Raw genomic sequence first — 24,461 nt, forward strand, 5'->3', positions numbered from 1 at the left:
TCCGTTGTTCGATAGTCGAACGCTTGCGTCCGCTTACCGAAAGCATCCGTTAGGCTCAGGGTCATGTCAACCGTCCCTGCCCTGTACCGGCGCCTGGTCGACGACGCGTCGATGTTCCCGCCGGGCAATCTGCCGCTGACCGAGGCCGTCGCCGCGCACCGGGCGCACCGCGCGTCGCCGTACGCCGACCTGGTCGGACCGTTCGTGTGCGCCGACGAGGACCTGATGACGGTCGCCACCGAGGCTGCCCGGACCCGGTCCGGCTCCGGGCCGCAGCCGGACCCGGGTGTTGACCACGGCCCGCTGGAGGTCGCGGTCGTGATCAGCGGCGGCGCCGGCGGCATCGAGCCCGCCGTGCGGTACGGCGACCGCTCCAAGGACGTCGTAGTGACCGCGATCGAGGTCCGGCTGCGCGCCGAGGACGACCTGTCCCGGAACGCGCTGCGGGTGGTCCGCGCGTGCGACGACTGCCTCGACGAGGAGTCTGCGTACGTCGAGATCGGCCTGGACGGAGCGTGGGAGCGCGCTCTCGACGTCGTCGCCGACGCCGGCTACGCCGCCAAGCTCCGGACCGGCGGCATGGACGCGACCTTGTTCCCGTCCGAGGTGCAGGTCGCGAGCTTCATCGAGGCCTGCCTGGATCGCGAAGTGGCCTTCAAGTGCACCGCCGGCCTGCACAACGCGGTCCGTCATACCGCGACGGATTCGGGCTTCGAGCACCACGGTTTCCTCAATGTCCTGCTGGCAACCCGAGCTTCGCTCGACGGCGCAGCGACGGACGAGGTGGCTGCACTGCTCGCCGACCGCGACGGCGAGGCCCTGGCCGCGCGGGCGCGCGATCTGTCCGACGACCAGGCAGCGAGCACGCGCCGGTGGTTCACCTCGTTCGGTTCGTGCAGCATCGAGGAGCCGCGCGCCGACCTGACAACGCTGGGGTTGATGGGATGAGCTGGATCGAGATCCCGGACGGTTCGCCGTTCGGGCCGGACAACCTGCCGCTCGGCGTGTTCCGGCACGGAGACGAAGAGCCGCGGGTGGGGGCGGCGATCGGCGACCAGATCATCGACCTCGCTCCGGTCGCGTCCGCACAGATGCTGGACGGCGCGCAGTTGTTCGCACAGCCCACGCTGAACGCCTTCCTCGCGCTCGGCCGCCCGGCCTGGCGTGCGACCCGGAACTGGCTGCTCGACCTGGTCCGCAACGAGAACGACCGCGACACCGTCGAGCCGCACCTGATCCCGCAGTCCGCGGTGACCATGCAACTGCCGTTCGAGGTCGCCGACTACGTCGACTTCTACGCCTCCGAGCAGCACGCGGCGAACCTCGGCCGCCTGTTCCGCCCCGACTCCGAACCGCTGCTGCCGAACTGGAAGCACCTCCCGGTCGGGTACCACGGCCGCGCCGGCACGATCGTTGCCAGCGGCACCGACATCGTCCGCCCGTCCGGTCAGCGCAAGGCCCCGGACGCGGCCGTCCCGACGTTCGGACCGTCCCAGCGCCTCGACATCGAGGTCGAGCTCGGGTACGTCGTCGGTACGCCGTCGACACTCGGACAGCCCGTGCCCGTCGACGATTTCGAGGACCACGTGTACGGCGTGGTGATCGTCAACGACTGGTCCGCCCGCGACCTGCAGGCGTGGGAGTACGTGCCGCTCGGGCCGTTCCTGGGCAAGTCCTTCGCCACCTCGATCTCCCCCTGGGTCGTCTCGCTCGACGCGCTCGCGACTGCCGCGGTCCCACTGCCGGCTCAGGACCCACCCGTCCTTGCCTATCTGGCCGGACAGAACCTGAAGAATTACGACATCACCTTCGAGGTGTTTCTCAACGGTCATCTCGTGAGCAAACCGCCGTACCGAGACCTCTACTGGTCCCCCGCGCAGATGCTCGCGCACATGACCGTCAACGGCGCGAGCGTCCGCACCGGCGACCTGTACGCGTCCGGCACGGTCAGCGGCCGCGAGAAGGACCAGCGCGGCTCCTTCATCGAGCTCAGCTGGGGCGGCCGCGAACCGCTGATCGTGGACGGCAAGGAACACACGTTCCTGGAGGACGGCGACGAGGTCACCATCACCGCCTGGGCGGCCGCGGCCGACGGTTCGCGCCTCGGGCTCGGTGAGGTGACCGGGCGAATCTGTTCATAACTGTTCGTTTCTCTTGACGAGTTAGCGGTTACGTGCGAGCTTCGTCGCCATGAAACGTTCAGTGGGGTGTGGAGTACTGGCTGTAGCCGTCGCCGCCGGTGTGCTGAGCATGCCGGCGGGTGCGCAGGCTCAGCAGACGACGGGCGGCCTGACGTTGCGGTCGCCGGAGCTGACGGTCACCGTCGGGGCGGACTTCCCGCGGGTGATCACGTACGTCGACAACGCCTCCGGGCAGGCCCTCGGTGGTCAGCCGGACGCGATCTCGACGGTGACGATCAACGGCGTCGCACGCGCCGCGCATCTGGCCGCGCCGCCGGCGGCCGACGGCGGGCGCGCGTCGTACACGCTCGCCTTCGACGCCCTGCCCGGTGTCGAACTGGACGCGAGCCTCAGCGTGACGGGCCGGGTGACGACGTTCGCGATCGACGCGGTCCGCGACACCGCGACCAGTCGCGTGCACACGATCGACATCCCGGACCACGACCTGGTCTCGGTGGCGAGTACGGACGCCGGCGCGACCACGGCGTTCACCACGCTGGACCCGGACTCGACCCGGACCGCGGACAAGATCACGCCGGTCACCGCGAGTACGCCGGGCGAGACGTCCGCGAGCGGCGCGGCGTACGCGTTCGTCAACACCAGCGGTCTCGCCGCGGGCATCGAGTCGAACTCGACGTACGACAAGCCGTCCGGCCCGTCGGTCGACGACGGCGCCCGGTTCTGGCACCGCGCCCGCAAGGGCACCGACGGCAGTACGCGCGTCGGCGTCTGGAGCGGCCAGTGGACGTACCGCGCCGACACCTCGCCGTACACCGAGCCGCTGCCCTGGACGAAGGTCGTCGTGACGCCCGACGCGAACCAGGACGGCACCGTCGACTGGGAGGACGGCGCGGTCGCGTTCCGCGCGATCATGACCGAGCCGAACGGCGGCGACCAGGTCAAGGACCGGGTGATCACGCACATCCCGTTCAACTTCGCCAGCCAGGCCACGCATCCGTTCCTGCGCACGCTCGACGACGTCAAGCGGATCTCGCTGGCCACCGACGGGCTCGGCCAGATGGCGATCCTCAAGGGGTACGGCTCCGAGGGCCACGACTCCGCCCACCCGGACTACGGCGGCAACTACAACACCCGCGCCGGCGGCCTGAACGACCTCAACGCGCTGCTGAAGCAGGGCAAGTCCTGGAACGCGGCGTTCGGCGTCCACGTGAACGCGACCGAGTCGTACCCGGAGGCGAACGCGTTCAGCGAGGAGCTCGTCGACAAGTTCGCGAAGGGCTGGAACTGGCTGAACCAGAGCTACTACATCAAGCAGCGCCCGGACCTTGCCTCGGGCAACGTCGTGCAGCGGTTCCAGCAGCTCCGTGACGAGACGGACGAGAACCTGCAGCAGCTGTACATCGACGTGTACTACCAGTCCGGTTGGCTCGCCGACGGTCTCACCCGGCAGCTCGCCGGCCAAGGCTGGCAGATCGCGACCGAATGGGCCGACCGGCACGAGCGGACGTCGCTGTGGTCGCACTGGGCCAACGACCTCGACTACGGCGGCGCGACCAACAAGGGCCTGAACAGCAAGATCATCCGGTTCGTCCGCAACCACGAGAAGGACGTCTGGAACAACGACCCGATCCTCGGACAGACCTCGCTCGTCGAGTTCGAGGGCTGGACCGGCGAGACCGACTGGAACGCGTTCTACAGCAACATCTGGCAGCGCAACCTGCCCACGAAGTTCCTGCAGCAGCAGAAGATCCTCGACTGGAACGCGTCCGACATCACGTTCTCCGGCGGCGTCCGCGGCACGGTCGAGAACAGCAAGCGGGCCGTGTACGTCGGCAACGCCAAGGTGCTCGACGGCGACAAGTACCTGCTGCCCTGGGACGGCAACAAGAAGCTGTACCACTACAACCCGGCCGGCGGTCGGACCACGTGGCAGTTGCCCGGCGCGCTCGCCGGTGTCAGCACCTTCACCGCCTACCAGCTCACGGACACCGGCCGAGCCAAGCCCACCACGATCCGCGCCCAGCACGGGACCATCACGCTCGACGCAATCCCGGGCAAGCCGTACGTGATCTACCCGGTAGCCGCTCCGCAGCCGCGGGACGCCGCCTGGGGTGAAGGCGGTCATCTGAAGGACCCCGGCTTCAACGCGAGCAACCTGCAGGCGTGGAACGCGACCGGTAGCGCGGCCATCGACACGCTCGAGAACGGGCAGCACGTCGCGTCGCTCGGCAGCCGCACGTCGTCCATCAGCCAGCGGATCACCGGCTTGACCCGGGGTCGCACCTACAGCGCGTCCGCCTGGATCGAGGTCGAGCCGGGGAAGTCACGTACGACGACATTGACCGTGGACGGCGTACGCAACCAGGTCACGCGGTCGACCGCTCGGAACATGGTTGCTGCTGACGACAAGCACGGGGCGTACTACCAACGGGCACGAGTCGTCTTCGAGGCCAACGGAAGCACCGCTGACCTGGCAATCGGAGTAGGCGCAGGAACTGCCCGGGTTCGGGTCGACGATGTGCGGGTCGTGGAGACGACGCGACCTGCGGCTGGGCTGGTCGACGACTTCGAGAACGTCGACCAGGGGTGGGGCCCGTTCGTGAAAGGCGATGCGGGCGGCACCAACGACCCGCGGACCTCGCTCGCCCGCAAGCATGCGCCGTACACGCAGGCGGGCTGGAACGGGAAGCTCGTCGACGACGTGCTCGACGGCGAGTGGTCACTCAAGTCCCACGAGGAGAACGCAGGGCTCGTCTACCGGACGGCGCCGTGGACGGTGAACTTCCAGCCCGGGCACAAGTACAAGGTCAGCTTCGACTACGCGAGCGGCCGGGCCGGTCAGTACGCGTGGGTCCAGGGCGTGGACCGTCCTGCCTCGGTCGAGGTGAAGGCGACACCGATCGGCGAGCAGCGCACGAAGGCGACGTTCAGCCAGGAGTTCGTGGCCGGCTGCGGTGGCGACTACTGGGTCGGCCTGCGCAAGCTCGCCGGCGGCGGCGACCAGGCGGACTTCGTCATGGACAACTTCGCCGTCACCGACCTCGGTACGTCGTCGGACCCGGCGGACTGCACCTCGGTCGCGGTGTCCGGCGTGACCGGTCTCGTCTCCGGCGAGGCGAACACCGTGACGACGACGTTCACCAACAACGACGTAGTGGCCGCGAACGACGTCACGCTCGGGCTGACCGCGCCGGACGGCTGGACCGTCACGGCGACGTCACCCGCGACTCACACGACCGTTGCCGCAGGCACGAGCGTGAAGACCACGTGGGACGTGACTCCGCCCGCCGGTACGCCGGAGGGCAAGTACCCGCTGACGGCGACGGGTGGCTCGGCGACGGTCGGAGTGGAGGCGACGGTGTTGCCGCCGGGCATCGTTCCGCAGTCGCGGATCACGGTGGCGGACGTCAGCAGTGAGGACGCCGCCACCGGCGGTGCAGCGACGTCGGCGCTGGACGGAAACCCCAGCACGCTCTGGCATTCCGCCTGGTCGCAGGTCAGTACGCCGGCCGGGTATCCGCACCACATGACGCTCGACCTCGGATCGACGTACCAGGTGAACGGGTTCAGCTACCTGCCGCGGCAGAGCGGGACCAACGGGATGTTCAAGGGGTACGCGATCTACGTCAGCGCGGACGGTCAGGACTGGGGTACGCCGGTCGCGACGGGTGAGTTCCCGAACTCCAAAGCCGTGCAGCGGGTGGACTTCACCGCGAAGCCTGGCCGCTTCGTGAAGTTCGTCGGCACCAGCTCGCTGAACGGCGCGGTCTTCGGATCAGCCGCGGAGTTCAACGTCTACGGCACCCGCTAGGACGGTGTCTCTGGTCCGGCTGGGAGCACCAGCCGGGCCAGGGCGCCGCCGCCCGGGGCCTCGCCGAAGGTCAGCTCGGCGCCGAGGACCTTGGCGTGACCGGCCGCGATGGTCAGGCCGAGGCCGTGGCCGACGCCGCGCTCGGCCATCCCGGACCGGAACCGGCGCGGGCCCTCCGCGATCAGTTCCTCGGGATAACCGTCGCCGTGGTCAACCACCTCGACCGTCCGGCCGCTCACCGTCACCTCGACCGGGGGCTTGCCGTGCCGCAGCCCGTTGACGATCAGGTTGGCCAGGATCCGCTCGATCCGCCGGGAGTCGGTCGACACCGTCTCGTCCGGCCCGGCCTGGTGCACGATCACGCTGTCCGCCGCGAGCGACTGCTGCATCCGCAACCGCCCGACCGCGGATCCCACGAACGCGCCGAGCCCGACCAGCTCCAGATCGGCCTGCTCGACGCCCGAGTCGAACCGGGCGATCTCCAGCAGGTCCTCGACAAGCCGTCGCAACACCTTGGCGCGGTCCCGGACGAGCTCACTCGGACGGCCCGGCGGCAGCAGCTCCGCCGCGGTCGTCAACCCGGTCACCGGCGTCCGCAGGTCGTGCGCGACGTCCGCGGTGAAGCGGCGTTCCGCCTCGAGCTGACCGCGCAGCGAACTGGCCATCGTGTCCAGCGCGGTCGCCAGCGACTGCACCTCGTCCTTGCCCTTGCCGACGGCCTCGGCCGCGGAGGCGTCCAGGTCACCGGCCGCGATCCGCCGGGCGGTGCCCGCGACCGCGACGATCCGCTTGGACAGGCTGCCCGCGAGGATCACGCTGACCAGGGCGACCAGCGCGACCGTGCCGATCCCGCCGACGATCAGGGCCTGCTGCAACGCCTGCATCGAGTCGTCGGTGCTCTCGTAGTCCTGCTCGATCGACAGCACCTTGCCGTCCTTGACCGCGACCGCCGCCCACATCTTCGAGTGCGGCGACCCGGTCTTGAACGTGGCCCGCTTGCCCGCCAGCACGGCCTCCCGCAGCTGCGGCGGCAGGTTCGGGTCGTCGAGCTTCGCCCCGAACACCGGGACGTCGTTGGTGTCGTAGCTCTGCGCCGCGAGCTGGATCCGCTCGTCGGCGAAACTGCGCGTCCGGTCCAGCCGGGCCGACTGCGCCTGGGTGTAGACCGCGACGCACAGCACCAGGATGGCGAGCGACGAGACCAGCAGGAAGATGAGACCGAGCTTGCCGCGCAGTCCCATCCGTTACGCCCTGAGTTTGTACCCGAAGCCGCGGACGGTTTCGATGCGGTCGGCACCGATCTTGGTCCGCAGCCGTTGCAGGTGGACGTCGACCAGCCGGCCGTCGCCACCCCACTCGTAGTCCCAGACGCGCTGCAGCAACGTCGACCGGCTCAGCACCACGCCCGGGTTGTTCGCGAACTCGATCAGCAGCTTGAGCTCCGTCGGCGTCAGCTGGACGGTCTGTCCGCCCCGCCGTACCTCCAGGGCCTCGCGGTCCAGCTCCAGGTCGCCGAACGACTCGACGCCGGAGCCGGTCGTCGGCGCCGGGCGCTCCGGATCGGAGACCGCGCGCCGCATCACCGCCCGCAGCCGCGCCACCAGCACCTGGGTGTCGAAGGGTTTGGTCACATAGTCGTCCGCGCCCGCTTCCAGCCCGAGCACGACGTCCAGCGCGTCTCCGCGCGCGGACACCATCACGATCGGGACCGTGCTGGTCTCCCGGATCCGCCGGCACACCGAGATGCCGTCCAGCCCGGGCAGCATGATGTCCAGCATCACGACGTCCGGGTGGATCTTCTCGAATCGCTCGATCGCCTCCAGGCCGTCCTCGGCCGTGGTCACGTCGTAGCCGTGACGTTCGAGGGTCAACTGCGTCGCCTCACGGATCACCGCGTCGTCCTCAACCATGAGAATGCGCGCTGCCGGTTCTTCCGGTACCACCGAACTTCAGTCTCCCTACTGGTCCGTCGAGCTCACCTTGATCATCTGCCGACCGTTCCAACGGTAGACCTCGACCCGCCGGCCCGACGGGCAGCAGACCGGGTCGTTGATCGTGAAGATCTTCGACTCGACCACCAGGTCCCCTTGGGGGCTGGCGTTCACGGTCGGTTGCTCGACGTTCAGGTTCCAGATCGGTCGCGGGCCCGCGGGCTCGACGGCGATCAGGAAGATACCGAAGACGAACTTCTCCAGGGTGTGGATCAGGACGATCTGCTGAGGTGTACCGCTGTGCAATACATCAACGGTCTTACCCCTGCTGAGGCAACGCGAAATCACGGTGCAATTCGAAAGTACTGTCCGGGCGTACCCCGTCAGGCGCCGATCGGCGAGCAATCGGGCCCTGACCTTGTACAGGTCGACGGTCACTTCCGGGGTACGCCGCAGGCTCGGTGACGGGCTACCGGTGCCGAGCGCGACCGACGGGGTCGGCGTGGCCGACGCGGCCGGCGGCGGCGACTCGGGGCCCTCGACGCGCAGCCCGCCGCCGTTCGCACAGGCAGCGAGCACGGTCGTCGCGACCACCGCCGCGACAGCGGGCAGCACGGTACGGCGCCACAGACCCATCGGGCGCCTCCTACCCTGCATCCAGTCCCCCCGCGGAGTTCAGACAACTATCTTCCATAGTGTCGGCCGGACGTCACAGCCGACGGGCATGGACGTCGTATGGCCTCGGCAGTTCTATTGCGGTTGCGTCACAGTCTCAGTCGGCGACGATTTTGCCCGGATTGAGCAGGTTCTTGGGGTCCAGCGCGGTCTTGATGGCCCGGTGGACGTCGAGCGCGACCGGCCCGATCTCCTCGGCCAGCCAGGTCCGTTTCAGGACGCCGACGCCGTGCTCACCGGTGATCGTGCCGCCGAGCTCCAGCCCGATCTCCATCACCCGGTCGAACGCCAGCTGCGCCCGCTCGGCCTGCGCCGGGTCGGCCTGGTCGAAGACGACCGTCGGGTGCATGTTGCCGTCGCCGGCGTGCCCGAGCACCCCGATCGTGATGTCCAGCTCCGCCGACAGCTCCTCGATCCGGCCGATGAACTCGGCCAGGCGCGATCGCGGTACAGCGACGTCGTCGATCATCGTCGTACCGAGTTGCTCCAGCGCTGTCAGCGCGGCCCGGCGGCCCTCCAGCAGCAGGTCGCCCTCGGCGTCGTCCTCGGCCTCGATGCACTCCAGCGCGCCGTGGTCGCGGCACAGCTTGGCCACCGCGGCGACATCGGCCGCGCCGGCCTCACCGCCCGCGTCGGACTGCGCGATCAGCATCGCGGCCGCCTCGTCCGGCAGGTCCATCCGTTTGTACTTGTTGACCGCGCGAATGGTGGTCCGGTCCATGATCTCCAGCAGGCTGAGCGAGACGCCGCTGCGAATGATCTCCAGGATCGCGTTGCCGGCCTCCACACCGGAGCCGAACAGCGCCGCCATCGTCCGCGGCTTCGCCGCCTGCGGACGGAGCATCAGCGTCGCCTCGGTGATGATGCCGAGCGTTCCCTCGCTGCCGACGATCAGCTTGGCCAGGTCGTACCCGGCGACACCCTTCACGGTCTTCCGGCCGGTCCGCAGTACCCTGCCGTCGGCGAGCACGACCTCCAGGCCGAGCACGTAGTCGGTGGTCACGCCGTACTTCACGCAGCACAGGCCGCCCGAGTTCGTGGACAGGTTGCCGCCGATCGAGCAGAACTCCCAGCTCGACGGGTCCGGCGGGTAGAACAGCCCGTGCTCGGCCACTGCGCGGGACAGGACGGCGTTGTAGACGCCCGGCTGCGTCACGACGTACCGGTCCACCGGCTCGATCGCCAGGATCCGGTCCATCTTCTCCAGCGAGATCACGATGCAGCCGTCGAGCGCGTTGGCCGCGCCGGACAGGCCGGACCGCGCGCCCTGCGGCACGATCGGTACGCCGGCCTCGTTCGCGACCCGCACCGCGGCCTGGACGTGCGCGGTCTCCCGGGCCAGCACGACGGCGAGCGGCATCCCGGCCGGGCAGAACATCGCCCGGTCGTACCGGTAGCTCTCCATGCGGTCCGGATCGGTGACCAGTGCCTCGGGCGGCAGGAGCTGACGCAGCTGCTCGACAACCTCACTCATACGCCGAGCCTACGTACTACTGCGCGGTACTGGGCACCCCCGATTTCAGCGCGTGCGTCTGGTGACGTTCTCCGAGATCTCCTCGTACCCGCCGCCGTAGTTGTGGTACTCGCGGCCGATCGCGGCGAACGTGATGCTTCCGCTGAGTGCCTTCACTTTCGGCGTCCGGCAGGTCCGCTGGCCCTGGATCACCGCGCCGTTGCCACCACTGCTGTCGCAGCTCAGCACGCGGCCGCTGTTGCTGCCGCCGTACTGGACCAGGAAGGCGTTGGCCCTCGCGTTGGCCACCACCTTCGACGCCATGGTGATCTCCGCCCAGTACTGGTAGCAGCTGTCGCGGACGAGCCGGACGGTGCCCCAGCTCGGCGGCTTCTGATCTCGCAGCATCGGCGCCGATGCGATGGACGTCGCGCCTGAGCAGGTCGCGGTTGTGGCGGTGGTGGCGGTGGTGGCCGCCTCGGCCGGCGCGGCGGAGAGGGCGAACGCGCCCACCCCGGCGAGGCCGGCGGTGCTGAGCAGAATGCCCAGAGTCTTCATGACGAAACCCTTCCTGAGCGCACGCCCCGACGCGCACTCAGGAAGGCACACTACGCGAACGGAGCCTGCCCCGACAGTCATTCCGGTAATCGGACGGCGACACGCCGTGTTCAGTTGCGTGGGGCAAGGTTCCGGGCGTGCGGGCCGCCGTACGGGCCGGTCTAAAGGTTGCCGCGGCGCTCTTGTTCGCGCTCGATGGCCTCGAACAGGGCCTTGAAGTTGCCCTTGCCGAAGCCGAGCGAGCCGTGCCGCTCGATGAGTTCGTAGAACACCGTCGGCCGGTCGCCGATCGGCGCGGTGAAGATCTGCAGCAGGTAGCCGTCCTCGTCGCGGTCGACCAGGATGCCGCGGGCCTGCAGGTCCTCGATCGGCACCCGCACCTCGCCGATCCGGGCCCGCAGCTCGGGGTCCTCGTAGTACGAGTCCGGGGTGTTCAGGAACTCCACGCCGTTGGCCCGCATGATGTCGACGGTGCGCAGGATGTCGTTGGTGGCGAGCGCAATGTGCTGCGCGCCGGCGCCGTCGTAGAACTCCAGGAACTCGTCGATCTGCGACTTCTTCTTCGCGATCGCCGGCTCGTTCAGCGGGAACTTCACCCGGTGGTTGCCGTTGGCGACGACCTTGCTCATCAGCGCCGAGTAGTCGGTGGCGATGTCGTCACCGATGAACTCCGCCATGTTCACGAAGCCCATCACCTTGTTGTAGAAGGCAACCCACTCGTCCATCTTGCCGAGCTCGACGTTGCCGACCACGTGGTCGACGGCCTGGAACAGCCGCTTCGGGTGGCCCTCCGGGCGGGTGACCTTGGTGGCAGCCGCGACGAAGCCGGGCAGGTACGGGCCGTCGTACTTGCTGCGGTCGATCAGGGTGTGCCGGGTGTCGCCGTACGCCGCGATGGCCGCGCGGCGGACCGTGCCGTGCTCGTCGGAGACGTCGTTCGGCTCCTCGAGGACGACGGCGCCGACCTTGCGCGCGTGCGCGACGCACTTGTCCACGTCCGGGACCTCGAGGGCGAGGTCGGCGACGCCGTCACCGTGCTTGCGGTGGTGGTCGAGCAGCGGGCTCTTCGGGCTCACGCCGCCGGAGATCACGAACCGGGCGGAGCCGGCCTTGAGGACGTACGCCTTGCTGTCCTTGGAGCCGGTCTCGGGACCGGAGTACGCGACCAGGTCCATACCGAAAGCGAGCTGGTACCACTTCGCGGTCTGCGTGGCGTTGCCGACCACGAACACCACCGCGTCCATCGCGGTGACCGGGAACGGGTCGGTGCTCTCGTCGTACGGCACCAGGCCGACGAGCTGCTTCAGCTGGTCGAGGTCGAGATCGGCGTCGAGCTCTGCGGGGGTGAGGTCGGTGCTGGTCATCGGTACTCCTCCAGGTTCGGATCGATAAGCCGAGCCTTGTCGGACCACGACAGGTTGCGCAACACTTCCCTCTTTCGCTAGGCAAGCTGACTACTCATCCGCCAACATTGCTAGGCTATTTGGTCAGTCTGACTATCGACGGAGGCTTGGTATGCCGGTGGACGCGCTGGACGCCCGCATCCTCAGGTTGTTCGCGGCCGAACCGCGCGTCGGCGTACTGGAGGCGTCGCGGCGACTGGGTGTTGCTCGAGGCACCGTCCAGGCGCGTCTCGATCGGTTGCAGCGTGACGGCGTGGTGCGCGGCTGGGGCCCGGACATCGACACCACGGCGATCGGCTATCCGGTGACGGCGTTCGCGACGTTGCAGATCGAGCAGGGGTCAGGACACACGACGGTGGCGGAGGCGCTGGCCCGGATCCCCGAAGTACTCGAGGTGCACACCATCACCGGCGCCGAGGACCTCTGGTGCCGCATCGTCGCCCGCTCCAACGCCGACCTGCAACGCGTCATCGACCAGGTGGTCACCGTGCAGGGCATCCAAAGAGCCTCGACAGTCATCGCCCTCGCGGAGCAGATCCCCCACCGGGTCCTCCCCTTGGTAGAGGCCGCCACGAAGAACTAGGCGAGGCGCTTGGCTACTTCTACTGCGGCTCGGGCTACTCGGGGGCCTACGAAGTCTCGGTCGAGTTTGCCCAGGACCACTACGCCGATGGAGGCCTCGACGCCGGGGACTCCGAGCACCGGGGACGACACGCCTTGGGCGCCGGCCTGGAGTTCGCCGGAGGTGACGACGAAGGGGCGGCCGGCGGGATCGGGTTTGCGGCGGCCGGCGAGGATGGCCTTGCCGGCGGCGCCCTGGTCGAGGGCGTGCCGCGATCCCATCCGGTAGGAGACGTGGTAGTCGGTCCAGCTCGGCTCCACGACTGCGATCGCCAGCGCTTCCTCACCGTCCGCGACCGTGAGGTGCGCGGTGGCTCCGGTGTCTTCGGCGAGCGACCGCAGGACCGGTAGCGCTGCGTCACGGAGCGTCGGCTGAACGCGGCGGCTGTAGTGCAGTACGGCGAGACCGAGCCGGGCCCGGCCCTCGCTGTCGCGGCGCACCAGCCGGTGCAGCTCCAGCGTGTTCACCAGCCGGTACACGACCGTCCGGCTGACACCCAGCGCCCCGGCGAGCTCGGTGATGGAGAGCCCGTCCGGGGCGTCCGCCAGCAACTCGAGGACGGTGAGTCCCCGGTCGAGCGTCTGCGAGGTCTCGGCTGGCACCCTAGAAGGGTATCCGTTATTCGGGCGCGGCCCGATCGCCCCGTATCTTGCTGCCGTGCGAAATTACTGGTCGCTGCTCCCCGCCGTCCTCGTGATCATGGGCCTGATTCTGGTCTATGCCATTCCGACCATCATCAATCCCCAGTGGACGAGCTCGATCATGGCGCTGTTCCGCACCACCTCGATGCCGGACGACGCGACCCCCGAGGAGGCCCGGCAGGCAGCCGGCGTCCTCAGCCCGCAGCAGCTGAAATCCCGCCGGATGCTGGCGATCAGCCTGGTCGTCGGCGCCCTGGCCCTGGTCGGCTTCAACGTCTCGTTGAACCGCGAGGCGAACGGCTGCTACCAGGCGGCGCGCGCGTTCGGGGCCATCGACGGCCCGGACACCAAGGACCCGTGCATCGAGATGATCTACGGCACCTTCATGGGCGACGGCTCGCGCGCTCCCACCGAGAAGAGCCAGCAGCCGGTGAAGTACTACCAGCGGGTGGACGGGAAGAAGCCGAAGTACCTCAAGTGGATCCAGAACGCCCCCAAGTACGACGAGGTGGACCTGCTGTTCGGCACCGTCGGCAAGTGCGCGTCGGACCTCAGCGTCCAGCAACTGGAGGACAAGATCATGGTGGTCGTCGACGTCGACGCCCCGTGCCCGGAGGACAGCAGCATGTCGGTCACCCCGATCAAGCTGAAGAAGCCGCTGGGCGACCGCAAGATCGTGACCGTCGACGACGAGCCGGTGACCGAGATCAACCCGGACATGGACTCCTGGTTCACGGTCCTCAAGAAGCTCGCGACCGGCGGCTGACCAGACAGGGCCTAGCTGAGCTCCCGGGTCCGCGAGTCGTAGACCCGGAACGGGCGGTTGCGCGCCAGCAGGATCAGTAGCCCGGTGATACAGACCGCGGCCCCGCCCAGCAGCGCCACGGTAGGGCTGGTCAGCGACGCCGACGTACCCGCGACGAAGTCGCCGAGCCGCGGCCCGCCGGCGACGACCACGATGAACACCCCCTGCAGCCGGCCACGCATCGCGTCCGGCGCGGCGGACTGCAGCACCGTGTTCCGGTACGCCGAGCTGACCATGTCGGCCGCCCCGGAGATCGCCAGCAAAGCCACGCCCAGCCAGATCGTCCGGGACAGCCCGAACAGTCCGACCGCGGCGGCGTACACCGTGATCGCGAGCACGATCGCGATGCCCTGACGGCGGACCCGGGTCACCCAGCCGGAGAAGATCACCCCGATCAGTGCCCCGATCGCCGGCGCCGCCTGCAGGATGCCGACGGTCCGTACGCCGCCCGCGAAGAACGCGCCCGCCACCGCCGGGAACAGCGCCCGCGGCTGCGCGAACACCATCGCGAGGATGTCCGCGAGGAACGTCGCCAGCAACGCCGGCGCGGCGCGCAGGAACGTGAAGCCTTCGAGCACGGACCGCAGCCCGGCCCGCCGTACCGCTCCCGTCGGGGGTACGGAGGGCAGCCGGAACAGCGCGTACAACGCCGCGGTGAACGTGAGCACGTCGACCAGGTACGCCGCCGCGAATCCGTGCCACGCGATCACCGCCGCGCCGAGCAGCGGGCCGGCGGTGAAGCCCAGGTTGAACGCGGCCTGGCTGAGCGTGTTCGCGGCAGGCAGCAGTTCGGGCCGGATCAGCCGCGGGATGATCGCGGACCGCGCCGGGTTGTTGACCGCGAAGCACGCCGACTGACAGGCCACCACGGCGTACAGCACCCACACCTGTCCCCAGCCGAGCTGCGACTGCACGACGAGGACCATCGACAGCAGCCACAACCCGGCCGACGACACCAGCGCGAGGGTGCGGCGGTCGATCGCGTCGGCCATCGCACCGCCGTACAGCCCGAAGACGACCAGCGGGACCAGCGAGCAGAGCCCGACGAGACCGACCGCGAACGTCGAGTGCGTCAGCGCGTACACCTGGATCGAGACCGTCACCGCGGTCATCTGCTGACCCAGCTGCGACACCGTCGAGCCGATCCACAGTCTCCGGAAGTCGGCGGACTCACGCAGTGGACGGATGTCGGTGAGCAGACGCACCCAGCCAACTTATGTCACATCGTGAAGAATTAAACAGTCGGGAAGAGCTCGTGGTCGAGCGCTTCTCCGACGGTCAGTCCGAGGCCGTCGGTGACCACGTGCGCCGCTCCGGTGTACGTCGCCGCCGCGTCGATGTAGATCGCCACGTGTGCGATCCGCGGGTCGTCGGTGAGGTTCGGCGTCGCGGAGTGGGCCAGGTAGGCGTTGTGGAACGTGCAGTCGCCGGCCTGCAGCGGGATCGTCAGCCGCTGCTCCCAGCGCAGGTCGGGCGCGGCGCGGAACATGTCGTCGCGGTCGGACAGGTCCTGACTGCGCAGGTCCTGGTGGTTCTGCGAGCCGGGGATGAACGTCATGCAGCCCCGCTCCACCGGCACGTCGACGAGCGCGATCCACGCGGACAGCGAGGCGCGCGAGCCGGCGTGCGGCCAGTACGGCGCGTCCTGGTGGAACTCGGTCGCGGCGCCGTTGTGCGGCGGCTTGATCAGCAGCTGGTCGTGCCAGATCCGCAGCGGTACGCCGGCCAGCGCGGTGGCGGCAGCGGCGAGACGAGGATCCAGGGTGAGTTCGCGCAGTACGTCGTCCTGCTGCCAGACGTTGACGTACTGGTTGAAGATCTTCGACTCTTTGAACAGGTCGTCGGCCTTCGTCGTCGCGGCGATCGCGGCGTCCCGGAACCGGGCGGCCTCGTCGCGGCCGATGATGTTCCGGATCCGGACGACGCCGTCGCGGCGGTAGGCGGAAATGGTCTCGTCGTCGAGCGCCGCGGGGGCCTGGGGGTCGGTCGTGGTCATCGGTGGTCTCCTGAGATTCCGTCGTACTGGAAGGTGTTTCCAGCGTCGCGGGAAGCTGCCACAGTGGACAGGCAGTGGTTGACCAGGGCTTGACCGATCTTGACCTCTAGGGGGTTGCTGGTGCACAACGTGCTGAGCAGTGAGGTCTTCCCGGATCCGCGGTTGCCCGTCGCGGGCGAGCGGCTGGAGGTGGTCGCGGACGTCGCGCCGCACAGTCACGCGTTCTTCGAGATCGCGGTGGTGGTGGCCGGCCGCGGTACGCACGTGTCGGCGGCCGGCGAGGTCGAGCTCGGGCCGGACTCGGTCGTCGTACTGCGGCCTGGTGAGTGGCACGGGTACGTCGGGTGCGACGGGCTCGTGGTGCGCAACGCCTACCTGGGACCGGACGTGTTCGGGCTGCTGTCCGGTGCGCTCGTGCCGGGGGCCCGCGGGTCGGGAGCGCTCACGCGGCCGGCGCCGCACCCGGCGGTGCAGCACGCCATGCGCCTGATGGAGGCCGGCCTGGACGAGCCCTGGACGCTGGAAGGGCTCGCGGCGCGCGTCAACCTCGCCCCCGGCTACCTGGTCCGGCTCTTCGGCAGCTCGGTCGGCATGTCACCGATCGCCTACCTGAACCGCATCCGCGCCGAGCGTGCCGCCGGCCTGCTGATCGAGACCGAGCTCCCCGTCTCCACGATCGGAGCCACCGTCGGCTGGCACGACCCCAGCCACGCCACCCGCCGTTTCCGCTCGGCATTCGGACTCAGCCCCTCCCAGTACCGATCCGCTTTCAGGCCGTAAGCAAAGATGTACGCATGACGTCGTCGCTGCGTACGCCTGATCCGAATCCTGGTTGGTTGTCCGAGTTCGCGCTCGCGGAGACGCGGTCGCGGGTGCCGATCCTGTACGTCGAGGCAGTACCGGCCCGGGTTGACACGCTCGGCCAGCTCGAGCACATCGGAGTACTGCTCCGGACCTCGCCCGCGACCGGTGAGATCGCCCGCACGCTGGTCTCCGGGCGCGTGCTGCACAACGAGTCGATCCGGGACGCCCTGCAGCGCAACATCGAGAAGGACCTCGGCCCGGCCGCGTTCCCGCGGCTGCCGGCGACGCTCGTCCCGGTCACGGTCGCGGAGTACTTCCCGTTCCCCGGCGTGGCCCCGCTGCACGACCCGCGGCAGCACGCCGTCGCCCTGGTGTACGTCGTTCCCGTGACCGGCGAGTGCAACCCGCGCCAGGACGCCCTCGAGCTCACCTGGCTGACGCCGGAGGAGGCCCTGGCACCGAGCCTCCTCAACGACCTGGAGGGCGGCCGCGGCCAGCTGCTCAAGCAGGCGCTGGCCTGGTCGGGCGCGATCGTCTGAGTCTCACCAGGGCAGCCGACCCTCCTCGGCGTACACGTGGCCGGTCGGACCGTCGGCGGGCAGCGTGGCCAGTTCGACGGCCACGGCGGCGCCCTGGGACGGCGTGCGTGCGGCGTCCCAGCCGCCCATGTCGGTCGCGCAGTTGCCGGGGTCGGCGGCGTTGACGAGGACGTGGGTGCCACGGAGCTCGTTGGCGAGCATGACGGTCACCATGTTCACGGCGGCCTTCGACGAGTTGTAGCCGAGCGTCAGCATGGTCGACATCTCCGAGCTGGGGTCGCCGACCTGCGCGAACGACGCCAGCGACGTCGACAGGTTCACGATCCGCGCCGCCTCCGCCTTCCGCAGCAGCGGCAGGAACGCCTGCGTCACCTCCACCAACCCGATGACGTTGGTCTCGAACGCCGAGCGCAGTACGTCGATGGGGATGCGCGACACCGCGTCGTCGCCCTCCGGGATGATCGCCGCGTTGTTGACCAGCACGTCGAGCCGACCGTACGTCGCGCCGACGTGCTCGGCTGCCGCGCGGACCGAGGCCGCGTCGGTCACCTCGAGCTGCAGAGCGGCCGCATCGAGGCCCTCGGCAACCAACTCCTTCACCGCGAGCTCGCCGCGCTCGGCGTCTCGCGAACCGGCCAGCACCGCGAACCCGCGCTGCCCGAGCTGCCGCGCGATCTCCTTGCCGATGCCCTTGTTGGCGCCCGTGACGAGCGCGATCTTGTTCGTCTTCATGCCGTCAACGCTGCGGTGGAACGCGGCGACGAGGCAGAGCTGGCCGAGCCTGGGACCGGCGATCCCTGGATGCGGTTGGGGCCGCCTGGGATCCTAGGACAGTGGATCGCGACGGGCTGGCCGAGTTCCTCCGGGTACGGCGAGAGGCGCTGCAACCGTCCGACGTGGGCCTCCCCGCCGGGCTGCGCCGCCGTACGCCGGGTCTGCGCCGGGAGGAGGTGGCGAGCCTCGCGACCATGTCTACGGACTACTACACCCGCCTGGAGCAAGGGCGCGGTCCGCGGCCGTCTCGGCCGGTGCTGACCGGTCTCGCTCGCGCGCTGCGGCTGTCCGACGACGAACGCGGTCACCTGTTCCGGCTGGCCGGCGAGCAGCCCGGTCCACCACCGGGTCCGCCGCGTGAGGTGCGGTCCGGCGTACTGCGGATGCTCGCGCGGCTCGACGTACCGGGTCTGGTGCTGGACGCGAAGGACGATGTTCTCGCGTGGAACCGGTTGGCGGCGGCGTTGATCACGGACTTCTCCGCCCTCGCGCCGCGGGACCGGAACCTGCTGCGGCTGCGGTTCCTGACGGACAGTCAGGCCGAGCTCTTCGGTGCGGACCGGACGCGGGAGTTCGCGCGGGAGGTGGCGGCGGATCTGCGGGCGGCGACGAGCACGTACCCGGACGATCCGGAGATCACCCGGCTGGTCCGCGACCTGCTCGATGGGAGCCCGGAGTTCGCGGAGATCTGGGCCCGGCACGAGGTCGGCCGCCAGCAGTCCCTGTGCCAGACGATCTTCCACCCGCTGGTCGGCCGCATCGACCTGATCTGCGAGGTCCTCGTCGTACCGGAGCGAGACCAACGCGTGGTCCTCTACACAGCCGAGCCCGGATCGCCGTCCGAGGAGGCCCTCCGCCTCCTGGACGTGATCGGCACCCAACAACTCACCAGCTGAGGCCCAGCACCCCCATCAGGGTGCTGGGCCTCGGGTACCGGTTTTTCTACTGGCCGGTGAAGGTGAAGGTGGAGCCGGGTTCTTTGAGGATGTCGCCGTCGCGGGAGTTGGTGATGGTGACTCCTGCGAGGGTGGCGTTGCCGCGGGCGCCGCCCATGGCGAGGATGCCGGAGCCGTTATTGGACTTGTCGATGCGGATGTTGGTGAGGTTGACGTTCGGCATCTCGCCGCCGCCGGTCTTGAACTGGATCCCGTCGTACGTCGAGTCGTGGATCTCGGTGTCCCGGATCGTCACGCCGGTGATCGGCAGGTTCGCCGGGAACAGGGTGATCGCCCCGAACTCCTGCGCCTCGCCCCAGAACACCCCGCCGCACCGGTAGAGCGCGTTGTTCGCGATCGTCGTCGTCCCGGAGAACGGCAGCGGATCGTGGTCGGTGGCGAGCATGATGCCGGGGTAGTTCATCGTGTCGGAGATCAGGTTGTTCTCGATCTTGTTCCCGTACCCGCCGTAGATCGCGACGCCGTTGGCCCGCCACGGCAGCTGGATCGTGTTGTTGGTGAACGCGTTGTCGTGACCGATGTCGACCGACTGGTCTTTGACGTACTTGCTCGCCCACACCGCCAGCGCGTCGTCACCCGTGGTCCGGAACGACGAGTTGAACACCTTCGAGTTCCGCGTCCCGTTGGCGAAGTTGATCCCGTCGGCGTACGTGTCCCGGATCCGCATCCCACTGAACTCGAGCCCGTCACCCGGACCCCACAGCTCCGGGATGTTGTCGTAGTCACGACCGACCCAGACCCCGACGTTGGCGTGCTCGATCCAGACGTTGCTGATCTTCGTCCCGGTCCCGAACCGCCCGTTCAGCGCGACGCCGCCCTCGGCGTTCCCGTCCCCACCGCGGATCCGCCCGGACCCGAAGATCGCGATATCGCTCAACTGCACGTTCTTGTCGATGTCGAACCCGAAATTCCCCTCATGCGGGTGGTTGATCCCGCCGGCGTTCTGCGGCTCGATCGTCGAGTACAGCTGCGAGTACCACATCCCCGCGCCGCGGATCGTGGTGTTGCTGATCCCGACCTGGTTGAACTGCCCGCGGTTCAACGGGTCGTCGGTGAGGATCTTCTTCTCCTGCCGCCACTGGCCTTCCGGGATCCACACGCAGCTGATCACACCGTTCTGGTCGTCGGTGACGGCACGCTGGATCGCGTCCGCGTCGTCGATCCCGTCGTTCGGTACGGCGCCGTACTGCGTGATCGACGTACACCCGGCCGGCTGGGTCAGCGGCGGCGCGACCTGCTCCAGGTCGACCAGGTCGATGATGTAGTACGACGCGGTGTCGCCGGCGTCGCGCTGCAGGCGGAACGTGGTGCCCGCCGGGTACGACGTACCGAGGAGCGCGTGCGACTCGTCGAAGAGCCGGCGGGCGTCGCCGCCGGGAGTGTTGGTGAGTGACTCGGGCCCGTCGCTGTTCCCGTACAGCCAGCTGTTGCGGGACGACAGCGTGAGCTTCTGCTTGAACGTCCCGTTGACGTACAGGCTGATCGTTGCCTCGAGCCCCTGTCCGTCGGCGGAGTCCGGGATCGAGTTGCGGACCACGATCGAGTTCGTCGGCACGGTCGAGGTGAACTCGACGTACTGACCGCTCGAGTTCAGCCGGACCGAGGAGCGACCGGACGACTCGGTGGCGTAGTTGGTGTGCCCGAAGGTCCGCTTCGCGTCGGCGGTGAGCAGCGTCCCGGTGTAGTCGCCGGCTTCGGCCTCGTAGGACGTGAACGGTACGGCGGCGCCGCGCCCGACCACGACCGACCGGGTCAGGACGTTGTTGGTTTCATTGGTCTCGTCAACGGTATTGCCGGCATCGGCCGTGGCGGTGAGGGTTGCGCCGCCGCTGACGGCCGTCCAGGTGCCGCTGATCGCGACGGTGGCGGTGGCGCCGGAGGCGATCGATCCGGTGCTGCCGTTGAGCGTGGTGCTGCCGACGGTCAGCCTGGTCGTGCTGGCGGGCGCGGCCGTCGTACCGCGGTTGGTGACGGCGACCGTGAACGAGACCTGCGTGCCGGGCGCCGGGTTGGCGGGGTTGGAGGTGATGCCGGTGACCTGCAGGTCGGGGCCCGGAGCCTGCGCGACGGTCAGCTGGGTCGGCGACTGGAGCGTGTTGTTGGAGTCGCTCTGCTCGACGATCGCGTTGGCCGGATCCGCGACCGCGGCGACGACGTAGTTGCCTTGGGCACGGGTTCCGGCGTTGGCGGTGACGGTCGCGGAGGCACCGGCGGCGAGCGCGCCGACATTCGCGGTGCCGGCGACCGATCCGCCGAGGAGGAAGTTGAGGCTGCTGGCCGCCGCGGGCGCGGAGCCGTTGTTCTTGACGGTCGCGGAGAGCGTGATCGGGGTGGACTCGGACGGGCTCGCCGGTGACCAGTCGACGTTCGTCACCACGAGGTCGGGATTGGGCGCCGCCGTACCGAAGACCTGGAGCTCGGCGACCTGCCCGCCGGGGGCGCCGGTGTTGCCGAACACCTGCAGGCGTAGCTCGGCGTACCGGCCGGTGACCGGGATGGTGACGGTGTTCTGGTTGGCCGACGGGTCGAACTGGTAGTCGGCCCTGCCGACCGCGGAGGTGAAGGCGGTCGCCGACTGTTCACGGCCGAGGACCTCGATGCTCTGGGTGCGTGGACCCCAGATCGGGTCCGGATTCAGCTTGACCACGACCGAGGTGACGTCGGCGTTCGCGCCGAGCTTGACGGTCAGAGTCGCCGGGAACCCGTTCGATTCCCAGTAGGTGCCGGTGTTGCCGTCGTTCGCATTGGAGGCGACGAAGCTGAAGGCCGAGCTCGACGCCTCGATCGGGTTGCCCGCGGCGAGGTCGGTGCCGGTCGGAGGTTCGACGGGCCCGCCACCAGGTCCGGCCAGGTCGAACTCCGACAGTTGCGCGGCCGGCCACCCGGTGTTCGCGGTGAAGGTCAGCCGGACGTAGCGCACCGAGGTGGCGGTGAAGTCGATCGTCACCACGTTCGTGCCGCTGAAGTTGTAGGCCGTACCGCTGACGAGCGTGCTGAACGCGGAGCCGTTCGCACTGCCCTGCACGGTGATGGTCTGGGTGCGCGGACCCCACGACGCCGGGAGCTTGAGCGTCACCTGGTTGACGTCCTTGGTGCCGCCGAGGTCGGCCTGGATCCACTGCGGGAAGGCGTTGTTGCCGCTCTCCCAGTAGGTGTTCTGGTTGCCGTCGCCGGCGTTGCCGCTCGGATATTCGCCGAGCGAACTGCTGGCGGTCAGCGTCTTCGTGAGGTTCGCGGCCATGGCCGGTGGGGCAGCCAGCAGACCGGCCGCGAGAAGTGCGGCTGCGAGCAGCAGCCGGAGCAGATTCTTCCGGGGCATCGAGTGGACCTCCATCGGGGCGGTGGGAGGTGAGCTACGAAAATTGCGTGAGTTTGATGATTTCTTGCAGCTCAGGTACCGGAAGCTTGCAGCACCGGTGGCACGACGTCAACACCTCGCCCCTGGATCCCAGGGACGAGGTGCTGGACGGTGCGGGGGCTGCTGTGCGGGGCTGCTGTGCGGGGCTCAGGCGCGGCGCTGGGTGGCCCAGTCGCGGATGAGTTCGATGCGCTCCTTCAACTGGACGGAGGAGGCATGGGCTGCCGCGGGGCCGCCGAGTTTGCGCCGGAGGTCGTTGTGGATGACGCCGTGCGGCTGGCCGGTCCGGTGGTGCCAGGCGGCGACCAGGCCGTTCAGCTCGCGACGGAGGAGCGCGATCTGCTCGTGGGTGGCCAGCTCCGTCGGCGTCGGGTCTTCACGGTCGCTCGTGGACCGTGAAGACTTCTTCTGGGCCGCCAGCGACTTCTGCTGGCGCTTGTGCAGCAGCTCGCGCACCTGGTCCGGCTCCAGCAGGCCGGGCAGCCCGAGGAAGTCCAGCTCCTCGTCCGACGCGTTGTCGCCGCCGGTCCCGTAGTCGCCGCCGTCGAACACCACCCGGTCGAAGCTCGCGTCCGAGCCGAGCGCCTCGAAGTTCCCCTCGAGCTCGTCGCTGGCGCCCTCGTCCTTGTTCGCCTGTTTCAGCAGGTCGTCCTCGAGCGCGAAGATGTCGCCGTCCTCGTTGCTGTTCTTGCGCCCGAGGACGTGGTCGCGCTCGACCTCCATCTCCGCCGCGAACCCGAGCAGCCGCGTCACCGACGGCACGAACACCGAGGCCGTCTCGCCCCGCTTCCGGGCCCGCACGAACCGCCCGACCGCCTGCGCGAAGAACAGCGGCGTCGACGTCGGCGTCGCGTAGACCCCCACCGCCAGTCGCGGCACGTCGACACCCTCGGACACCATCCGGACGGCGACCATCCACCGGGACTCGCCCTCGGAGAACTTCGCGATCTTCTTGCTCGCCGCCTTCTCGTCGGACAGTACGACGGTCGGCGCCTCCCCGGTGATCTCGCGGAGCGTCTTCGCGTACGCACGGGCCGTGTTCTGGTCGCCCGAAATCACCAGCGCGCCGGCGTCCGGCATGTGCCGCCGTACCTCGGTCAGCCGCTTGTCCGCGGCCGCGAGCACGGCCGGCATCCACTCGCCCGTCGGGTCGAGCGCGGTCCGCAGCGCCTGCGCGGTCAGGTCCTTGGTCAGCGGCTCGCCCAGCCGCGCCGCGACCTCGTCACCGGCCTTCGTCCGCCAGCGCATCTCCCCGGAGTACGACATGAAGATCACCGGGCGTACGACGTGGTCGCGCAGCGCGTGCCCGTACCCGTAGGTGTAGTCCGCCTTGCTCCGGGCGACCCCGTCGTGCCCCTCTTCGTACGTGACGAACGGGATCGGGTTGTCGTCGCTGCGGAACGGCGTACCGGTCAGGCAGAGGCGGCGGGCCGCGGGCTCGAACGCCTCGCGGACGCCGTCACCCCAGCTGAGCGCGTCGCCGCCGTGGTGCACCTCGTCGAGGATCACCAGCGTCTTGAACCGCTCGGTGCGGACCCGGAAGGCCAGCGGGTTCACCGCGACCCCGGCGTACGTCACCGCGACGCCCTGGAAGTCCTTGTTGGTCTTACCGCGCCGCCCGGCGAACGCGGGGTCGATCGAGATACCGGCCCGGTCCGCGGCGTCGGCCCACTGCACCTTGAGGTGCTCGGTCGGGGTGACCACGGTGATCCGTTCGATCAGCCGCCGGTGCAGCAGCTCGGCGGCGACGGTGAGGGCGAAGGTGGTCTTTCCCGCACCCGGTGTCGCGACCGCCAGGAAGTCCCGTGGGTTCTTGTCGAGATAGAGCTTCAGTGCCTCCGCCTGCCACGCCCGCAGCTTGCTCGCGGTACCCCAGGCGGCCCGGTCCGGATAGGCGGGCGGCAGCACGGCAGGGTTGGCCGGCACGTGCGAATCCACAGACAGCTACTCCCCCGAAGGTCGACAGTGTGCCGGGCAGGAAGGTTACCTGACGC

General features: G+C 69.1%; 20 protein-coding genes. 8 read left to right on the top strand and 12 right to left on the bottom strand.

Annotated elements, in window-relative coordinates:
- The first annotated feature begins 63 nt into the window (after nucleotides 1-63).
- Genes BJY22_RS37510 through BJY22_RS37520 form a run of 3 tightly spaced genes read left to right on the top strand, consistent with a single transcriptional unit; the run spans nucleotide 64 to nucleotide 5,952 of the window.
- Nucleotides 64-948, top strand: a complete 885-nt coding sequence (locus BJY22_RS37510) for a hypothetical protein (protein WP_167216563.1) — start codon at nucleotides 64-66, stop codon at nucleotides 946-948.
- Complete coding sequence (gene fahA, locus BJY22_RS37515; protein WP_167216565.1) at nucleotides 945-2,141, top strand: fumarylacetoacetase; 1,197 nt, start codon at nucleotides 945-947, stop codon at nucleotides 2,139-2,141. The genes BJY22_RS37510 and fahA overlap by 4 nt, the downstream gene beginning before the upstream one ends.
- Before the next feature lie 49 nt (nucleotides 2,142-2,190).
- Nucleotides 2,191-5,952, top strand: a complete 3,762-nt coding sequence (locus tag BJY22_RS37520; RefSeq protein WP_238350568.1) for an endo-alpha-N-acetylgalactosaminidase family protein — start codon at nucleotides 2,191-2,193, stop codon at nucleotides 5,950-5,952.
- On the opposite strand, the gene BJY22_RS37525 is transcribed toward BJY22_RS37520, so the two are convergent.
- From BJY22_RS37525 to hppD, 6 genes are all read right to left on the bottom strand, one after another.
- Nucleotides 5,949-7,193 (bottom strand): HAMP domain-containing sensor histidine kinase, encoded by a 1,245-nt coding sequence (locus BJY22_RS37525; RefSeq protein ID WP_167216567.1) that lies wholly within the window; start codon nucleotides 7,191-7,193, stop codon nucleotides 5,949-5,951. The genes BJY22_RS37520 and BJY22_RS37525 overlap by 4 nt on opposite strands.
- A gap of 3 nt (nucleotides 7,194-7,196) precedes the next feature.
- Nucleotides 7,197-7,862: a two-component system response regulator CseB gene (gene cseB, locus BJY22_RS37530; RefSeq protein ID WP_167216568.1), complete on the bottom strand. Its 666-nt coding sequence runs from the start codon at nucleotides 7,860-7,862 to the stop codon at nucleotides 7,197-7,199.
- A 48-nt stretch (nucleotides 7,863-7,910) separates the two neighbouring features.
- Nucleotides 7,911-8,519: a hypothetical protein gene (locus tag BJY22_RS37535; protein WP_167216570.1), complete on the bottom strand. Its 609-nt coding sequence runs from the start codon at nucleotides 8,517-8,519 to the stop codon at nucleotides 7,911-7,913.
- Between the two features lie 136 nt (nucleotides 8,520-8,655).
- Nucleotides 8,656-10,032 carry an FAD-binding oxidoreductase gene (locus tag BJY22_RS37540; RefSeq protein WP_167216572.1) on the bottom strand — a complete coding sequence of 459 codons (1,377 nt, stop codon included), beginning with the start codon at nucleotides 10,030-10,032 and terminating at the stop codon, nucleotides 8,656-8,658.
- A 45-nt stretch (nucleotides 10,033-10,077) separates the two neighbouring features.
- Nucleotides 10,078-10,569 carry a hypothetical protein gene (locus BJY22_RS37545; protein ID WP_167216574.1) on the bottom strand — a complete coding sequence of 164 codons (492 nt, stop codon included), beginning with the start codon at nucleotides 10,567-10,569 and terminating at the stop codon, nucleotides 10,078-10,080.
- 161 nt (nucleotides 10,570-10,730) lie between these two features.
- On the bottom strand, nucleotides 10,731-11,933 hold the full coding sequence (gene hppD / locus BJY22_RS37550; protein WP_167216576.1) for a 4-hydroxyphenylpyruvate dioxygenase: 1,203 nt from the start codon (nucleotides 11,931-11,933) through the stop codon (nucleotides 10,731-10,733).
- A 151-nt stretch (nucleotides 11,934-12,084) separates the two neighbouring features.
- Between hppD and BJY22_RS37555 the strand changes: the two genes are divergently transcribed.
- A complete protein-coding gene (locus tag BJY22_RS37555; RefSeq protein WP_167216578.1) occupies nucleotides 12,085-12,555 on the top strand; it encodes an Lrp/AsnC family transcriptional regulator in 471 nt (156 codons plus the stop codon).
- Here the strand turns inward: BJY22_RS37555 and BJY22_RS37560 are convergent.
- Nucleotides 12,552-13,196 (bottom strand): helix-turn-helix domain-containing protein, encoded by a 645-nt coding sequence (locus BJY22_RS37560; protein ID WP_167216580.1) that lies wholly within the window; start codon nucleotides 13,194-13,196, stop codon nucleotides 12,552-12,554. The two genes, BJY22_RS37555 and BJY22_RS37560, sit on opposite strands and share 4 nt — an antisense overlap.
- A 55-nt stretch (nucleotides 13,197-13,251) precedes the next feature.
- Between BJY22_RS37560 and BJY22_RS37565 the strand changes: the two genes are divergently transcribed.
- Entirely contained in the window at nucleotides 13,252-14,001 is a 750-nt protein-coding gene (locus BJY22_RS37565; protein ID WP_337759768.1) for a hypothetical protein, read from the top strand.
- Between the two features lie 11 nt (nucleotides 14,002-14,012).
- Here BJY22_RS37565 and BJY22_RS37570 read toward each other — a convergent pair whose 3' ends face one another.
- Both BJY22_RS37570 and BJY22_RS37575 read right to left on the bottom strand, forming a co-directional pair.
- Nucleotides 14,013-15,245, bottom strand: a complete 1,233-nt coding sequence (locus tag BJY22_RS37570) for an MFS transporter (protein WP_167216582.1) — start codon at nucleotides 15,243-15,245, stop codon at nucleotides 14,013-14,015.
- A 29-nt stretch (nucleotides 15,246-15,274) separates the two neighbouring features.
- A complete protein-coding gene (locus tag BJY22_RS37575; RefSeq protein WP_167216584.1) occupies nucleotides 15,275-16,036 on the bottom strand; it encodes a phytanoyl-CoA dioxygenase family protein in 762 nt (253 codons plus the stop codon).
- Nucleotides 16,037-16,156: 120 nt separating this feature from the next.
- Here BJY22_RS37575 and BJY22_RS37580 point away from each other — a divergent pair, with 120 nt between their 5' ends.
- Complete coding sequence (locus BJY22_RS37580) at nucleotides 16,157-16,816, top strand: helix-turn-helix domain-containing protein (protein WP_167216586.1); 660 nt, start codon at nucleotides 16,157-16,159, stop codon at nucleotides 16,814-16,816.
- A 14-nt stretch (nucleotides 16,817-16,830) separates the two neighbouring features.
- Nucleotides 16,831-17,379, top strand: coding sequence for an NUDIX hydrolase family protein (locus BJY22_RS37585; protein ID WP_167216588.1), 549 nt, complete (start codon nucleotides 16,831-16,833; stop codon nucleotides 17,377-17,379).
- 3 nt (nucleotides 17,380-17,382) lie between these two features.
- On the opposite strand, the gene BJY22_RS37590 is transcribed toward BJY22_RS37585, so the two are convergent.
- Nucleotides 17,383-18,111, bottom strand: coding sequence for an SDR family oxidoreductase (locus BJY22_RS37590; protein WP_167216590.1), 729 nt, complete (start codon nucleotides 18,109-18,111; stop codon nucleotides 17,383-17,385).
- 101 nt (nucleotides 18,112-18,212) lie between these two features.
- Here BJY22_RS37590 and BJY22_RS37595 point away from each other — a divergent pair, with 101 nt between their 5' ends.
- Entirely contained in the window at nucleotides 18,213-19,049 is an 837-nt protein-coding gene (locus BJY22_RS37595; RefSeq protein WP_167216592.1) for an MmyB family transcriptional regulator, read from the top strand.
- 46 nt (nucleotides 19,050-19,095) lie between these two features.
- Here BJY22_RS37595 and BJY22_RS37600 read toward each other — a convergent pair whose 3' ends face one another.
- Together BJY22_RS37600 and BJY22_RS37605 are read right to left on the bottom strand one after the other, a co-directional pair.
- Nucleotides 19,096-22,428 (bottom strand): CARDB domain-containing protein, encoded by a 3,333-nt coding sequence (locus BJY22_RS37600; protein ID WP_167216594.1) that lies wholly within the window; start codon nucleotides 22,426-22,428, stop codon nucleotides 19,096-19,098.
- A gap of 186 nt (nucleotides 22,429-22,614) precedes the next feature.
- Entirely contained in the window at nucleotides 22,615-24,393 is a 1,779-nt protein-coding gene (locus tag BJY22_RS37605) for a DEAD/DEAH box helicase (RefSeq protein ID WP_337759769.1), read from the bottom strand.
- Nucleotides 24,394-24,461 lie beyond the last annotated feature (68 nt).

Origin of the sequence: Kribbella shirazensis, from assembly GCF_011761605.1 — a bacterium.
In the GTDB taxonomy this organism is placed as follows: domain Bacteria; phylum Actinomycetota; class Actinomycetes; order Propionibacteriales; family Kribbellaceae; genus Kribbella; species Kribbella shirazensis.